Source organism: Streptomyces sp. NBC_00102 (genome assembly GCF_026343115.1).
Taxonomy (GTDB): domain Bacteria; phylum Actinomycetota; class Actinomycetes; order Streptomycetales; family Streptomycetaceae; genus Streptomyces.
In genome coordinates this window covers 41225-56740 of sequence record NZ_JAPEMC010000002.1, presented here as the reverse complement: position 1 = coordinate 56740, position 15516 = coordinate 41225, and the positions used below count along the sequence as shown (strand labels likewise).

The following is a 15516-nucleotide window of genomic DNA, read 5'->3' as shown; positions in this document are numbered from 1 at the left end:
ACCCGTCGCACCAGAACGGGACTTGTCTCTGCGCGTCTTGTGCGTTGCCCCCGAGCGCCACGACGGCGAGGAGGCCGTGGCCCGTTCCGGGCGCGGCGGCGCACGGCAGGTTCTCCAGGGAGGTGAACGCGCCGGTGGGTGCGCGCTCGGGAGTGACCGTTCCGCGCCCGTCGCTCTTCAGTCGCTGCGGCCCGTGAGCTGTGCGAGTCCGCTGTCCACGTCGACGTACGCGCATTCCGTCCCCGGAGGCACCAGCCGGCCGGCGCTGTCCAGGAAGCGCGCGACTTCCGGCACCGGCAGCTCGACCAGGGCGGCTCCGGCGCGGGACCGCAGGACCACGCGCAGGGTGTCCGGAAGCCAGGGGTGCCGGGGCAGGACCAGCACGTCTCCGACACCGCTCGGCCGGCGCATCCCCTCGACCAGCAACGCACGGGCGAACGTCCAGACAACCGGTCTGTCCATGGTCGCTCCCAAGGAGAGACGGACGGCATAGGGATCCGTCGGGTCGTAACGGAGCCGGCTGGGCAGCGGAACCCGCCGGTCCTCGGAGACGCTGACGAAAGCGGTGACATCGCACGTGACCGATGTGAGCGATTGGCTCATGTGGGCTCCAGAGAAGCGACTGAGTGGTTTCCTGTCCGCCACCCTAGGAACACGGACACGAAGCGCCTTGTCGCTCTGCGCATCCACCATTGCTTCTGGAAGTACGGTGACGGAACGCGTACGCGGAGGGCGGCGCCCATCGGCCGGCTGCCCCGACTCCGCCACCGGTCCCGCGGAGCACCTCGCGCGTACGGCCGCCGCCCCGCGCCCAGCGGCCCGCGGCCTTCGCCGCGCGAGCGGTTCCCGCACTCCGGTCCCCCGGACCTGGTGGAACGCCTCCGCAGGCAGGACCTGGCGCCTTTTGTGCCTGCTAGGTGCCTGGAGTCGCCCGCTGTCGGCGGCTTTGCTGGTCAGGACGGGGAAATCGGCCACGACCCCGCTGTCCGGCCCCCGTCGGGAGGCTCGCCCGAGGGCGCTTGCGTACGCGCAGCCTGCCTGTTCGACGTCCTCACCAGGCGCCGGACAACCGCCCGGTCCGTGCGTGCCACGGCTGGGAAGTCCCGGCCCATGACTACGTTCGACAGGAGAACCGGATGAGCCCGGTGTTGCTGACTTCCCTCAAGCGCGAGGAACAGGGCCTCGCGGTCCGGCACGACACGATGGACCGGAATCCGGTGCCCGTGACAGTCGTGCCGCACGGCACGGAGGCTTTCACCGGGCGGATCGTCACCGAGCGTGTGGGGGCCCTGCGGACGTCCACCGTCGAAGCCGGCGCCCAACTCGTCAGGCGGACGAAGTCCCACATCGAGCGGTCCCCGGAACGGCTGATGGCTGTCGGTGTCCAGACGACCGGCCGGACGGTCCTCGTCCAGGCGGGCCGCCAGGTCACCGCCGACCCGGGTGACCTCTTCGTCTACGACACCTCACGCCCGTACTTCCTCGACCACCCGGAACACTTCTCCGTCCACGTGGTCTACATCCCGCGCCACGCGCTGGCCGTCTCGGACGAGGCACTCGACAGCATCGCCGGCACCGCGTTCACGACCGGTCAGGGCTGCGCCGCGGTTCTGAAGCCCGTCCTGACGATCGTGGCCACCTCCGCCCACACCCTCTCGGCCTCCACCACGAACGGTCTGGTCAACGGTCTCATCGATCTCTTCGCCACCCTGGTCGCGGAACGGCACGAGGGGCCGGCCGAGGGAGCCGCGACCACCCGGCACCATCTGGTGCGGTGCGTCCGCAGGCACATAGACGAGAATCTGGGCGACCCCGCCCTGTCTCCCGAGTCCGTGGCACGGGCGCACCACATCTCGGTGCGCTATCTGCACCGGCTCTTCGAGGACGAAGGCATCACCGTCGGCAGGCTGATCCAGCGGCGTCGGCTGGAGAGGTGCGCGTACGAGTTGGCCCGGCGCGGCCGGACCATGCCCACCGTGTCGGCCGTCGCGCAACGCTGGGGCTTCGTCAATCCCGCTCACTTCAGCCGGGTGTTCCGCGGCGCCTACGGCCTCTCCCCCCGCGAATGGCGCGCCCTGCGTCACCAGAGCGGCGCGACGACGCGTACGGCGGATCAGCACGCGGGCACGGAGGTGACCGATCCTTTCCGGCAGTCGGTCCGGTGACTCCGCAGGCGGTCGGCCGGTCCGTGACCTGCGCCGGCAGCCGGTCGTGTCCCTCCTCCGCGGAGGGCGGTGACATCCTCCTGCCGGACGGTGGACGGGGCCCCGTGGCCGGGCTCGTACCAGCGGTCCGCCGCCCCCGTGGTCCGGAGCGGCCACTCGCGCGCGCCGCTCCGGGCGCACGCGATGTCGCCGGGGGTCTCCTCGGCGTGCAGCCTCGTCCGGGCGTAGAGCCGCAGCAGGTCGTGCAGCCGGTACCGGTCGCCCGCGACGCCCAGCAAGCCCTTCTCCACCAGTTCCTCCAGGGTGTCCTCCGCGTCGAAGAATCCCTGCCCGGACAAGTGCGCGGCCACGGCCGTGGAGATGTCCGGACCCGGGAGCACGGCGAGCAGCCTGAACATGCGGGCGGCTTCCTCGGTGAGCTGCCGGTAGGAGAGGTCGAACGCCGCGGACACGCGCATCTCTCCGGCGTCGAGGACCGCCAGGCGGCTGTCGTCGGGGGCGAGCCGCTCCGCCAGTCGCCGCACCGACCACGTCCGGTGCGTGGCGAGCAGGCTCCCGGCCAGCCGGAGCGCGAGCGGCAGACGGCCGCAGTACCGGGCGACCTCTTCGAGCTCGGCGGCGTCGGTGGCCGACGCGCGTTCCCCGTCGATGAAGGTGCTCAGCAGGGACGCGGCCTCGCGCGGCGAGAACCCGTCCAGCGGCAGACGGTGCACGCTCTCCAGGCCGGTGAGCAGGCGTCGGCTCGTGACCACCACGATTCCCTTGCCGGAGCCGGGCAGCAGCGGACGCACCTGTGCCTCGTCACGCGCGTTGTCGAGGACGAGTACGAACCGCCGCGCCGCCAGAGTCCGCCGGTACAGCTCGGGGTGCCCCTGCGCACCCACGTGCGTCAGCTCCTTGTCGGTGACCCGCAGAGCCCGCAGCACGCCGATCATGAGCCCGCCCGGATCGGGCGCCTGTTCGTCCAGTCCCCGCATGTCGACCACGACCTGCCCGTCGGGGAAGTGGCCGGCCAGTCGGCGGGCCGCCTCCAGCGCCAGCGTCGTCTTGCCCGCTCCGGGCGGCCCCGAGACAGCCACGATCGTCGGCTGTGCGTCCGAGCCGTCCGGCGCCCGGCCGCCGGACATCCGCTCCGCGAGTTCCTCAAGCCGTGCCAGCTCACGCCGCCGCCCCACGAAGTCGGGTATTTCCCCAGGTACGGCGCGCACACCGACAGGGGTGTACCCGTCGCTGCGGCCGGCGCGGGCCGCGCCGAGCAGGCGCTGCCTCCCGGACCCGGACAGTCCCAACCCCTCGGCAAGAGCGGCCGCCGTACGCGGCCGTGGCACCGCCCGTCTTCCTCGCTCCAGGTCACCGATGGCGCGGACGCTCACCCCCGAGGCTTCCGCCAGACCCTCGATGGTGAGTGAAGCCTCCCGTCGCAGCCCACGAAGCGTGGCTCCGAAATCCGGCGTGCCTCCCGCCCTACGCACCGGCATTCAGCGTTCCCCCCAGAACTCGCGACCACGCCCTCACTCCCGAACCGTGCAAACACCGTAGGGCAGATCGAGCCGGGACCACCACGCCCGGAGCGCACCCGGCCGCCTCGGTGCGCTCCGGGTCAACGAGTCGGGCGCTCTCCGTCAACGCGGGGCCGCGCTCCCCGCTCGTGAAGGGCGCACCCGGCGCGTGGGCCCTCCGTGACGCACGCGTACGGCCCCGTACCCGTCCCGGAGTCGGGAGGGGTACGGGGCCGCATGCCGGCGGACCGGCCTACCGGTGTGCCGCGGTCCGCACCGCGAGCAGGTTGGGATCGTTGTTGGTGAAGTACGCGCCGCTGGCGATGTAGGCGGTGGTGCCCCGCACGGCGAGCGACGTGGGGTTCTCGATTCCGTCCGCTCCCGTCAGCACGGTGGTGTGACGGCCGCTCGGCTCGACCAGGGCGATCTCGTTGTCCGCGTTGATCGCGGCCAGGAGAGTGTCACCGGAGCCGGTGAACGCGAAGTCGTCGATATTGATCAGGCCGGTCGCACGGGTCCGGACGGTTCCGGCGGTGCCCTGCCGGGTGACCGGTATGCGCAGCACGGTGCCCTTGTCGAGGTTGGAAACCCACACCGAGCCCTCGTGCACCTTGATGCCGTTGGCTCCGAGGAATCCGGCGGCAGCCAGTTCGGGAGCGGTGCTCCACCGCGTGGGGGCGCCCCCGGTCACGGGCACGCGCCAGACGGTGCCCAGGACGGAGTCGGCCACGTACAGGCGGCGTCCGCTCTGGTCGAGGGCTAGTCCGTTGGGCAGACCCTCCGCGGGAAGCGCGGCGACGCGATGCGGGGTTCCGCCGGGGCGCAGGCTCCACACGCCGGTCAGGTCACTGCTGCCGGTGGCGTAGAGGAAGTACAGGGTGCCGTCCTGAGCCCGGACGATGCCGCCGAGGAACGGCTGCGACAGAGCGGGAGTGACGGAACCGGCCGGAGGAGCGGGCAGGGTGGCGAGGATCCGCACCGTACCGTCCTGGGCGATCCGGGCGATCTGACGGCTGTACGCGAAGGTGACCACGGCGCTGCCGCCGGGTTCCAGGGTGATGTTCTCGGGACGCTGCCCTTCGGTGATGTCGAGGTGCGCCACGAAACGCACGTTCTGCTGCGGAACCGCGGCGGAAGCCACGGACGCGGGCCCCGCCATGGTCACGGCGGCGGCCGCCGCCATGACCGAGGCCAGAAGGCCGGCGCGCGTTCTCGTCCTGAGCTGGGACATCGATTCTCTTTTCTTCGCACGTCGGGTCACGGAGACCGCGACGCGACGTGCCGGGTCGTCGGGATGTGAAGAGGTTCTGGTTCGGCCCCTGTCGGGCCGGTTCACGGGGCGGGGGCGGAGCGCTGTTCCTCCGCTGCCGCCTCGACGGCGTTCGGCGCGGCGCAGGAGCACCGCGGCCGGCTCACCGACGCTCGCCCTCGCCGTCCCCGGGCGTCAGGAGTACGGCGATGCTGCTGTGGTGAACCACCGCGTCGCTGACGCGTGGGTTGAACAGGGCTGCGAACAACCCGTGCCGGTGGGGGCTGAGGACCAGGAGATCCGCCTGGAACTCCTCGGCGGCGGAGGAGATGGTGGCGGCTGTCCGGGTCGTCAGGGCGTTCACGACGGCGCCCTCGGCGTGGATGCCGCCGTCGCGCAGCGTGGTGACGGCTTCGTCGAGGACGGCCTTGGCTTCCGTGTCCTCCTCCAGCGGAACCACTGCGGCGAAGGAAGCCGCGGAGGCCACGACGTGCAGAACGCTGACCTCGGCCCCGGTCAGCCTGGCCATGTCACCGGCCAGACGTACGGCAGAACGACGGGCCGGACTGGAGTCGATGGCGACGAGAATGCGATGGAACACGAACTTCCCTATCTCTCCGGATGTGTGGACGGCGTCGTCGCGACCCACGAGGCATGGGCGACGACGCCGGGGGTCACGCGGACAGCAACCGCTGACGCAGTTCGCCGATGCCCTGGATCGAGCTGATGAGTTCGTCGCCCGCCCGGAGCCACCGCTGCGGCGTGCGGCCGAGGCCGACACCCGACGGAGTGCCGGTGTAGATGACGTCCCCGGGTGACAGCGGCAGCACCGCCGACAGCTTGGCGAGGAGAGCCGGAACGGAAAAGATCAGCTGCCGGGTGAAACCGTGCTGTACCTGCTCGCCGTTGACGCTGCAGGTGAGTTCGAGGTTGTCCGGGTCGTCGAACTCGTCGGGGGTGACCAGGCAGGGGCCCATGGGCGAGAACCCGGGGTAGGACTTCGCGAGGCCGAACTGGGGCGCGGGACCGCTCATCTGCAGGACGCGCTCCGAAAGGTCCTGCCCGACCGTCAGGCCGGCCACGTGGTCCCACGCGTCCTCCTCGCGCACCCGCCGGGCGGGACGGCCGATGACGACGACCAGTTCGACCTCCCAGTCGGTGTTTCCCCCTTCCGGCAGCACCACGTCGGTGACGGGTCCGCTGATGCTGCCGGCGAACTTGGTGAACACCGGTGGCATGCCTTCGGGGGCGCCGTATCCGGCCTCGGCGACGTGCTCGCGGTAGTTGAGGCCGATGGCGAACAGCTGGCGCGGCGCCGGCGCCGGTGCGCCGAGATCGGCCGGGTCGAAGGGGGTGCCGCTGCCGAGGGCCGCGTCGGCGGCCCATGCCCGGAATTCGTCCCACCGTTCGAAGATCGCCTGCGGGTCGGCGGAGAATCGGTGGTCGCTGGCTTCGTGCACGTCCACGGCCCGCTCGCCCGTGACGAGGGCCAGCCGTCCGGACAGGTTGGCGATACGCATGAGGTTCTCCTGTGCTGGCTTCAAGAAAGGGGGGCGGTTGTGGTCAGACCGGCCGGGTGACGCGTTCGAGGAGCAGCAGGACCGACTGGTAGGGGCGGCCCGTGACGTGCTCCATACCGATCTCGCAGGTGCGGTTCGCCGAGAGGTAGGCGTCGTAACTGCCCGCCAGGACCTCTTCTGCCTCGTGGGCGGTGGCCGACTCGGTCAGCTCCTTGTGGAGCATGCCGCGGTCTCCGGCGAAGCCGCAGCACTCGGCGTAGACCGGGACGCTCACCTCGTGGGCGACGAACGCGGCGAGTTCGTCGAGCTGTTCCACATCGCCGAGGTGCCGCATCGAGCACGTCGGGTGGATGACCGCGCTGTCGATCTTCGTGAACGCGGTGAGGTGCGGCAGCAGTTGGCCGGCGGCCCAGACCAGGGAGTCGACGACGTCGAGCCGCTCGTGCTTGCGCCTGTTCTCCGGCGTCAGGTACGGGACGATCTCATGTCCGATTCCGAGGGTGCAGGAAGAGGCGTCGACCACGAGGGGCAGCCTGCCGCCGTCCGTCCACTCCCAGGCCCGCTCGACGGTCTGGTTGGCCATGAACGTGTTGCCGTCGTCGTATCCCTTGGAATGCCAGATGGTCGCGCAGCAGGAACCGGCCAGGTCCGGGGGTACCCAGACGGGGAGGCCGGCCCGTTCGGAGAGCCTGACGACGGCCTCCGGCAGCGGGAGGTCTTCCCCGCCCTCGGGTCCCGCGAAGATCCGGTTGACGCAGGCCACGAAGTAGACGGCGGCGGCGCCCTCGCGCCGGGTCCGGGGCAGGTGCGCGGGAGCCGGGGCGGGGATCGCGCTGATCCACTCGGGCACCAGATCGGAGGTGACCACCTTCCGGGCGAGGGTGGTGGCGCGGTTGAGGAACCGGTCGTCGACGTGTTCGGCTGCGCCGAGGGCGACGCGCACCGACGATTCCACGGCTCCGAAGTGTTCGGCGACCCGTTCGGCGTTCCGTTCGGCGAGATCGCCGTGCCGCTGGTGCCGGAACCCCTTCATCATCGCTCCGGTGTCGATGCCGACCGGGCAGGCGATCTTGCAGGTCGAGTCGCCCGCGCAGGTGTCCACGGCGTCGTAGCCGTACGACTCCAGCAGGCTGTCCGTGACGGGCGAGTCGGCGGGCTGACGCATCATCTCGCGTCGGAGCACGATCCGTTGCCGGGGTGTCGTCGTCAGATCACGGCTGGGGCAGACCGGTTCACAGAAGCCGCATTCGATGCAGGGGTCGGCGACGGCCTCGATGGTGGGGATGGTCTTCAGGTGCTGGAGGTGGGCCCTGGGGTCCCGGTTCAGCACCACCCCCGGCGCGAGCACGCCGTGGGGATCGAACGCCTGCTTGACCCGCCACATGATCTCCGTGGCCCGGGGGCCCCACTCCGCCTCCAGGAACGGGGTCATGTTCCGGCCGGTGGCGTGTTCCGCCTTGAGGGAGCCGTCGAACCGGTCGATCACCATGGCGCAGAACTCGTCCATGAACGCCGCGTAGCGCTCGACGTCGTCGGGCCGTGCGGCGTCGAAGGCGAGCAGGAAGTGCAGATTGCCGTGGGCCGCGTGGCCGGCCACGGCGGCGGTGTAGCCGTAGCTCCGCTGCATCTGCGCCAGTGCCTCGCACGCCTCGGCCAGGCGCGAGGGCGGCACGGCGAAGTCCTCGGTGATCAGCGTCGTGCCGGTGGGCCTGGCCTTGCCCACGGCTGTCATGAACGCCTCGCGGGCGTGCCAGTAGGTGCGTACCACGCGGGGGTCGGTCACGAAGCTGTTGGTCACCGAAGCCACCGGCGCCACCAGCTCCAGCCCCCTGACCACGTCCGCGGCGGCGCGCCGGTGGGAGAGGTGGTCGTCCTGTGTGGCGGCGCGGAACTCGACCAGCAGCGCGGCGGTGTCCTGCGGCAGATCCCGCCAGTCGTCAGGGACTCCGTGCACGTCGGCGCAGGCGCGCAGGGTGTTGCCGTCCATCAGCTCGACCGCACGGGCTCCGGCGTGGTTGAAGAGCGGCACGGCGGCGGCAGCGGCGGGCAGGCCGGGAAAGAACAGGAGCGCCGTGTACGTCGTCCTGTCCAGCGGGACGGTCTCGAAGACGGTCTCGGCGATGAAGCCCAGGGTTCCCTGGGAACCGACCATGAGGCCCCGGAGAATTCCCACGGCGTCGGAGCCGTCGAGAAAGGCGTCGAGCCGGTAGCCGCTGGTGTTCTTCAGCTCGTACTTGGTGCGGATGCGCGCCACGAGCGCGCTGTCGCTCCCGATCTCGTCCTTGAGCGTCAGCAGGGCCCTGCACAGTTCCGGTTCCGCCGCCCGCAGCAGGGCCTCGGCGTCCGGGGCGGCGGTGTCGACCACCGTGCCCGAGGGCAGCACCGCGGTCAGGGAGGACAGCAGCCGGTAGGAGTTGCGGGTGGTGCCGGCGGTCATGCCGGAGGCGTTGTTGGCGACGACGCCGCCGACGGTGCACGCGCTGGAGCTGGCCGGGTCGGGGCCCATGAGCCGGCCGTGCCGGGACAGTGTGATGTTGGCCCGTCCCACCGTCGTACCCGGCTTGATCCGCGCCCTGTTCCCGCCGTCGAGGACCTCCAGGCCGGTCCAGTGGCGGCGTACGTCCACCAGGATGTCGTCTCCCTGGGCCTGACCGTTCAGGGACGTGCCGGCCGCGCGGAAGACCACGTGGCGGCCGTTGTCGCGGGCGAACCGCAGCACGGTGGCCACGTCTTCGACCGTCTCGGCGATGACGACCACGCGAGGCACCAGACGGTAGGGGCTGGCGTCGGAGGCGTATCTCACCAGGTCCGAGATCGTGTGCAGTACCTTGTGCGCGCCCAGCTCGGCGACCAGGGCGTCCCGCAGGCCGTCCGGGCTGCCGGACGCCCGGTCGTCGGCGACCCGGTCGACGGACGGTCTTTCCGTCGTACGGGGTCGCAGCGTCTCCGGCTTGGGATCGAGCAACGGCATGGGGTGCTCACTTCCTTCCGTGTCGTGGGTTGGGGTCGTGGGGCGGCGATGGTTCCGTCCCGCGGCGGACGGAACCGCCCGGCCTCTTCGGACGCCGCCCCACGGACTCCGTCTCTGCCACGGGCAGTGCCCGGGGCGTTCCTCCTCGCGTCGGGCTTGCCGGCGAAGGAGGGGAGGCCGTTCAGCCGCTCCAGCCGTCCAGGAAGGCCAGGAGCTCGGTGTTGACGACCTCGGGCTGCTCCTCCTGGCAGAGGTGACCGCACTGCGGGATCGCGACTCCGCGCACGTCTCGGCCCATGCCCTTCCACACGTCGAGCACGTCGTAGGCCTCTCCGACGGCTTGGAAGTTCTCGCCCCAGATCGTCAGCACCGGGCATTCGATGAGCCGGTCCGCGTCCTCGCGGTCCTGGGCCACGTCCTGGGAAGCCGCCCGATAGTCCATGCACGAACCACGGACCGCCCCCGGCTGCCGGTAGGCGCGGACGTAGACATCGATCTCCTCCGCCGACAACATGTCCGGGTTGTAGGACCAGTTGCGGTAGAAGTGCGTCAGCCAGGCTTCCTCGTTGCCGGCGATCAGGGCTTCGGGCAGGTCGGGGACCTGGAGGAAGGTGAAGAACCAATAACCCTGCCGCGCGAGGGCCACGTCGTAGGTGTCGGCGATGACCCTGGTCGGGATGTTGTCCATGGCGACGAACCGGTCGATGCGGTCGCGATGGTCCTTCGCGAACCTCGTCCCCACGCGGGCCCCGCGGTCATGGCCGATCAACGCGACCTTCTCGTGGCCGAGATGGTCCATCAGGGCGGCGACGTCGTTGGCCATGGTCCGCTTGTCGTATCCGGACGCCGGCTTCTCCGTGTCTCCGTACCCGCGCAGATCGGGGGCGATGACCGTGTACTTCTGCGCGAGCACCGGAATCTGCTTGCGCCAGCCGTACCAGGTCTGCGGGAAGCCGTGCAGCAGATAGACCGGTGGGCCCTGGCCCGCGCTGACCCAGTGCTGGTTGATTCCGTTGAGCACCGCTGTGTGGTGCGTGATGTCCGTGGAAACTGTCATGGCGGTTCTCGGCTTCCTGGAGAAGGGGATTTCGGGTCGATCCGCGCACCCGGTGGAGAAACTCCTCGACGGCGCTTTCCTCGGCCCCTGGGGGTGATTTTTGCCGGGACCGACGGGGGTGCCGGGCCATTCAGCCGATGCGGCACGGCCCGGGAACACCGGGATCAAGTCTGCGTGGAGAGCCGGGACTCGGATTAACCGAGCGTGCACGCCTTCGATTCCGTCAGCGCCCTCGTCCCGGGACGGCGGACAGCCCTTCGGCCACTCGGTCCCGGGGATGCGGTGGCCGCGCGGACGGCCGCCGGATCATCCGCCCCGTATCCGGTCGCGGCGCTCCCGCTCGGTCATGCCGCCCCAGACGCCGTACTGCTGCCGGGACGCCTCCGCGAAGGACTGGCAGTCGGATTTCACCGGGCAGTCCAGGCAGACGACGCGGGCGCCTTCTTCCCTGCGCCTGCGCAGATTTCCCCGTTCGTCCGAAGGGGAGAAGAAGATGGATTCCTTCATTCCCCGACAGGCCGCTTCGGCTTGCCATTCCCAGACTCGAAGAAGCGGCTTGGTATGCGATTTCACTGTTTCTCTCTCCTGAAGGCTGTCCCGTGATCCGGACGTGCGCGGCGTACGGGACGACGGGACTCCGGACGCTCAAGGACGTTGCCGTGCCGCCGCTCGGCGCGCTCCGGCGTTCACGGACGCGGGATGTTGCGCAGATTGGTGCGGGCGAGGTGGACCATGCGCCCGACTCCCCCGGTGAGGACGGTGCGGCCCGCGGACAGGGCGAAGCCACTGACCTGTTCGACGGTCGTCCTGGGTGGGACGGCGAGCGCGTCCGGGTCGGTGACCACGTCCACCAGGGCCGGCCCGTCGTGGGCGAACGCCTCGCGCAGGGCGCCACGTACGTCCGCGGGGGACTCCACCCGGATGCCCCGAGCGCCGGCGGCGGTGGCGATGGCCGCGTAATCGGTATGCGCGTACGTGGTTCCGTGCGGGGGCAGACCGTCGACCATCATCTCCAGGTCGACCATGCCGAGGGAGGAGTTGTTGAAGACGACGACCTTCACCGGCAGGCCGTACTGCACGAGGGTGAGGAAGTCCCCCATCAGCATGGAGAACCCGCCGTCGCCGGAGAGGGACACCACCTGCCGCCCCCGGTCGAGGAACTGGGCACCGATCGCCTGGGGCAGGGCGTTGGCCATCGAGCCGTGCACGAAGGAGCCGAGTATGCGGCGCCTGCCGTTCGGGGTGATGTAGCGGGCCGCCCAGACACAGCACATGCCGGTGTCCACGGTGAAGACCGCGTCGTCGTCGGCCACTTCGTCCAGAACGGACGCCACGTACTCGGGGTGGATCGGGGTGAGCTTCTCGACGTCGCGGGTGTAGGCGCCGACCGCCTTCTCCAAGGTGTGGACATGCTTGTCCAGCATCCGGTCGAGGAATCGCCGGGACTCCTTCTCCCGCACGACCGGTGTCAGGCACTTCAGCGTCTCGCGTACGTCCCCCCAGACGGCGAGGTCCAGCCGTGTCCGCCGGCCGAGCCGTTCGGCCTGGATGTCGACCTGCACCGTCTTCACACCGCGTGGCAGGAACGACGAGTACGGGAAGTCGGTGCCGAGGAGGATCAGCAGATCGCATGCGTGCATCGCCTCGTAGGCGGCGCCGTACCCGAGCAGTCCGGACATGCCGACGTCGTACGGATTGTCGTACTGGATGTGTTCCTTGCCGCGGAGCGCGTGGCCCACCGGGGCCTTGATCTTCTCGGCGAAGGCCATCACCTCGGCGTGCGCGCCCTCCACGCCCCTGCCGCAGAACAGCACGACCTTCTCCGCCGCGTCCACCATCTCCTTGAACGCGGCCAGTTCACGGTCGGGGGGCCGGACGGACGGCCTGTCCAGCGGGATTGCCAGCTCGTTCCCACCGGTCGGTGCGTCCTCGTCCGCGACGTCGCCGGACAGGGCCACCACCGACACTCCGCGCCGGCCCACGGCGTGCTGGATCGCCGTCTGCACCACCCGGGGCATCTGGCGGGGAGTGGAGATCAGCTCCGAGTAGTGGCTGCACTCCGCGAACAGCCGGTCCGGGTGCGTCTCCTGGAAGTACCCGGTGCCGATCTCCCCGCTGGGTATCTGCGCGGCCAGGGCGACGACCGGCGCCATCGACCGGTGCGCGTCGTACAGCCCGTTGATCAGGTGCAGGTTGCCCGGCCCGCAGGAACCCGCACAGGCGGCGAGCCGCCCGGTGAGCTGCGCCTCCGCACCGGCGGCGAACGCCGCGACCTCCTCGTGGCGCACCTGGACCCACTCCATGGACCGGTGCCGCCGGATCGCGTCGACCACGGGGTTCAGGCTGTCGCCCACCACTCCGTACATGCGACGTACACCGGCACGGGCCATGAGATCGACATACTGCTCGGCGACACTCTGCTTGTTCACTGCACTCCTCACACCGGCCGGTCGTACGGACTGAGCCAGGCTAGGAAGCACACAAAGGGTTGATTTGCCCTTCAGCGCACCTCCCCGGATCGTGGAGCGCACAGTCCTCGGCCCGCTCAGACGCGCCGGGTGTGCGGGGGCCGCCGTCCCCCGACGGTGCGCCCCGTCGACACGTTCCTCCGGTGGCGCAGTGCCGCGGCCGTCCTGGCCGGACCCACGACCGATGTCTGGAGCTGCTGGGCCACATCGATGTGGTCGGCGGTCCAGATCGTCCTGATCACCGTGCTCGCGCCCTGCCCGCGGCCTTCGACGAGTGCACGGCTCACCATGGCGATCAGGTGTCCCTCCGCGGTCTCGTCCCGGGGCAGCTTCTCGGGCACTTCGCCGAATCCGGAGAGTGCCCGCGCCGCTTCCTGGTACCACCGGCAGACCCGCAGCCCGGCCCGGAGGACCTCGGCACGCGCCGCGGTGTGCTCGTCCGCCGGCCCGGTGTCGTCCCGCTCCCAGAGTTCGAGGACGGCGTCCGCGGTCAGCCGCAGTACGGCCACCGCTGTCATCAGGGCGGACACGTCCGCCGGCGTCACGTTCTTCGTGCCCCGTTCGGCGAGGAAGCCGCGGAAGGCGTCGTCGAGGCGCCGGGCCGCCGCTGCGGCGTCGCGCCGCGCGTCCTCGGGCGTGGGGGCGGACCGCGCGGGCGCGCCCGGCGGGGCGAGTCCGTACTCGATGGAGCGGCACAGATGGCCGGCGCTCTCCTCGAACGCCTCGGCCAGCGCCTGGCCGAGGGCTGCTCCCGCCCCCCGCGGCCAGAACAACAGGCCCACACCGACACTCACGGCGCAGCCGAGGACGATGTCCTCGAACCGTACGAGGCCGATCGTCCAGCCCTCCGGAGCGATGATGTTGAACATGATGAGGAGCGCCGCGGTGAACCCCGCCTGACCGGCGGCGAACGAGAAGGCCGCCGGGGCCAGTCCGGTGAACACGATGGCCGGCGGGAGCAGGACCCAGAACATCGTGGTGTCCGGGCCGAGGACGAAGATCAGTCCGCTGCCCACCACGATGCCGACCAGAGTGCCCAGCAGAGCGCGCACCGCGTTCTGACCGGTGAGCAGGGCGTTGGAGCGCAGGACGGCGATGGTTCCGGAGACCATCCAGAACGAGTTCTGTACGCCGGTGCACCCGGCCAGGAACACGGCCAGGCCGAGGGCGACGGCCCCGCGGATACTGTTGTGCAGCCAGACGGAGTGCGGCTCGATGTGGGCGCCCGCTCGTTCCTGAGCCGCCGACAGGGCGGAGGGGACGCCCGCCGGCCGGCGCCCGAGTACACGCTCCCACCACCGGCGGTCCCGTGCGGCGACGACCAGCTCGACGCCCTCCGAGATCGAGTGGATGGCAGAGCTCATCTCCTGGGCGCGGAAACCGGGTTCGAGCGAACCGATGAATCCGGCGACGGCCGGCCCTTGGGAGCGCGCGTCCGTGGCGCCCACCGCGGGCAGGCTGTGCAGCACCGCACGCTCCATGACCACGCGCGTGTCCCGCAGCCGTTCCCGGGCCAGCCGCAGACCCTCGACGTCGCCTTCGAGCGTCCTCAGTTGGTCGGCTCCGCGCCCCAGCAGACCGGCGGCCGCCCTCATGACCTCGCACACCGCCGCGTCGGGCGGCGCGGCGGGGCCGCTCAGCGACTTCCGCACCAGGATTTCTTCCAGCCGTACCACCTCGTCGACCATGCGGACGAGCATGCGGGTCGCCGTGGTCAGACCGGTCGGCCGGTACGGGGAACCGAAGAACGACGTGCGCAGCGCGCCCACCGCGGCGGCGGATGCGGCCACCCGTGCTTCCAGGGCCGCGGGGCTGTCGGCCGTGGAGCCCCACGCGCAGTCGACCTCGGCGCGCAGCCGCTCCGCGAGCAGGGCGCAGGCCCGCGCCATCGCGTGCCGCAGCGGCTCCCTGACGGGTGCCGGCCACAACAGGGCGATCGCCGGCAGGGACGCGGCACCCGCGATCAGGTATCCGGCCAGACGGTCGGGGAGTGACGACACGGGGCCGGGGAGCATGACCGCGAGGCTGAAGACGGCCAGCAGTGAGTTCGCCGTACCCGCGATCACCGAGCTGACGACGCCCGAGAAGAGCACGCCGAATCCGACCAACGCCATGGTGAGGGCGGCCTGCCACCCGGGTTTCGCGCACAGTGTCCCCAGGCAGACCAGCGCGGCACCCAGAACGACGAGCGCGGCCTGCGCGGCGAGCCGTTCGGGCAGCGGCCCGCCGAAGTCGACGAAGAGCAGGAGGGTGATCGATCCGAACGCCGAGAACATCGCCACCGTGGGGTTGCCGATCACCTCGACGCCGAGCGCGAAGAGTGCGGGCGCCACGATTCCGGCACGGCACGACCGGCGCAGTGCGGCCAGCCCCGCGTCACGGGCGCGCAGCGAGTGCAGAACGGTCACGGGCGACTCCTCGGGCGGGCGTCACAGGCAGCACCGCCCAGAAGGGGTGCTGTCCGGAGCGAACAGGACAATCCCGTCCGGAAGTCGCCGGCTTCCCGAAGCTAATCCACTGACGCGCGGCCTTTTTGATCACCTGCGCACGAGGACATGACCGCCGACGCACCCTGACCCGCCCTGGC

General features: G+C 70.8%; 11 protein-coding genes. 1 reads left to right on the top strand and 10 read right to left on the bottom strand.

All coding sequences use genetic code 11. The features are described 5' to 3' along the window. Nucleotides 1-177: 177 nt before the first annotated feature. Nucleotides 178-603 (bottom strand): SsgA family sporulation/cell division regulator, encoded by a 426-nt coding sequence (locus tag OHA55_RS27865; RefSeq protein ID WP_266711458.1) that lies wholly within the window; start codon nucleotides 601-603, stop codon nucleotides 178-180. A 533-nt stretch (nucleotides 604-1136) separates the two neighbouring features. Here OHA55_RS27865 and OHA55_RS27860 point away from each other — a divergent pair. Next, nucleotides 1137-2165 (top strand): helix-turn-helix domain-containing protein, encoded by a 1029-nt coding sequence (locus OHA55_RS27860; protein WP_266711456.1) that lies wholly within the window; start codon nucleotides 1137-1139, stop codon nucleotides 2163-2165. On the opposite strand, the gene OHA55_RS27855 is transcribed toward OHA55_RS27860, so the two are convergent. The 9 genes from OHA55_RS27855 to OHA55_RS27815 form a co-directional block, all read right to left on the bottom strand. Continuing rightward, a complete protein-coding gene (locus OHA55_RS27855; RefSeq protein ID WP_266711454.1) occupies nucleotides 2114-3643 on the bottom strand; it encodes an XRE family transcriptional regulator in 1530 nt (509 codons plus the stop codon). The two genes, OHA55_RS27860 and OHA55_RS27855, sit on opposite strands and share 52 nt — an antisense overlap. Nucleotides 3644-3917: 274 nt before the next feature. Further along, a complete protein-coding gene (locus tag OHA55_RS27850) occupies nucleotides 3918-4895 on the bottom strand; it encodes a hypothetical protein (protein ID WP_266711453.1) in 978 nt (325 codons plus the stop codon). 181 nt (nucleotides 4896-5076) lie between these two features. Then, entirely contained in the window at nucleotides 5077-5514 is a 438-nt protein-coding gene (locus OHA55_RS27845; RefSeq protein ID WP_266711451.1) for a universal stress protein, read from the bottom strand. A gap of 73 nt (nucleotides 5515-5587) precedes the next feature. Continuing rightward, nucleotides 5588-6433 carry a fumarylacetoacetate hydrolase family protein gene (locus OHA55_RS27840; RefSeq protein WP_266711449.1) on the bottom strand — a complete coding sequence of 282 codons (846 nt, stop codon included), beginning with the start codon at nucleotides 6431-6433 and terminating at the stop codon, nucleotides 5588-5590. 43 nt (nucleotides 6434-6476) lie between these two features. Next, entirely contained in the window at nucleotides 6477-9404 is a 2928-nt protein-coding gene (locus OHA55_RS27835) for an FAD-binding and (Fe-S)-binding domain-containing protein (RefSeq protein WP_266711447.1), read from the bottom strand. A gap of 181 nt (nucleotides 9405-9585) precedes the next feature. Beyond that, nucleotides 9586-10461 (bottom strand): alpha/beta fold hydrolase, encoded by an 876-nt coding sequence (locus tag OHA55_RS27830; protein WP_266711445.1) that lies wholly within the window; start codon nucleotides 10459-10461, stop codon nucleotides 9586-9588. A gap of 306 nt (nucleotides 10462-10767) precedes the next feature. Continuing rightward, nucleotides 10768-11034 (bottom strand): WhiB family transcriptional regulator, encoded by a 267-nt coding sequence (locus tag OHA55_RS27825; RefSeq protein ID WP_266711443.1) that lies wholly within the window; start codon nucleotides 11032-11034, stop codon nucleotides 10768-10770. A gap of 113 nt (nucleotides 11035-11147) precedes the next feature. After that, nucleotides 11148-12890, bottom strand: coding sequence for a pyruvate dehydrogenase (locus OHA55_RS27820; RefSeq protein ID WP_266711441.1), 1743 nt, complete (start codon nucleotides 12888-12890; stop codon nucleotides 11148-11150). Between the two features lie 116 nt (nucleotides 12891-13006). Continuing rightward, nucleotides 13007-15337 carry an FUSC family protein gene (locus OHA55_RS27815; RefSeq protein WP_266711439.1) on the bottom strand — a complete coding sequence of 777 codons (2331 nt, stop codon included), beginning with the start codon at nucleotides 15335-15337 and terminating at the stop codon, nucleotides 13007-13009. Nucleotides 15338-15516: the final 179 nt, after the last annotated feature.

What these genes read in the sequence shown, in the direction of transcription:
- OHA55_RS27840 (WP_266711449.1), bottom strand. Translation starts at nt 6,433, where the DNA reads ATGCGTATCGCCAACCTGTCCGGACGGCTGGCCCTCGTCACGGGCGAG.
- OHA55_RS27835 (WP_266711447.1), bottom strand. Translation starts at nt 9,404, where the DNA reads ATGCCGTTGCTCGATCCCAAGCCGGAGACGCTGCGACCCCGTACGACG.
- OHA55_RS27860 (WP_266711456.1), top strand. Translation starts at nt 1,137, where the DNA reads ATGAGCCCGGTGTTGCTGACTTCCCTCAAGCGCGAGGAACAGGGCCTC.
- OHA55_RS27865 (WP_266711458.1), bottom strand. Translation starts at nt 603, where the DNA reads ATGAGCCAATCGCTCACATCGGTCACGTGCGATGTCACCGCTTTCGTC.
- OHA55_RS27855 (WP_266711454.1), bottom strand. Translation starts at nt 3,643, where the DNA reads ATGCCGGTGCGTAGGGCGGGAGGCACGCCGGATTTCGGAGCCACGCTT.
- OHA55_RS27830 (WP_266711445.1), bottom strand. Translation starts at nt 10,461, where the DNA reads ATGACAGTTTCCACGGACATCACGCACCACACAGCGGTGCTCAACGGA.
- OHA55_RS27850 (WP_266711453.1), bottom strand. Translation starts at nt 4,895, where the DNA reads ATGTCCCAGCTCAGGACGAGAACGCGCGCCGGCCTTCTGGCCTCGGTC.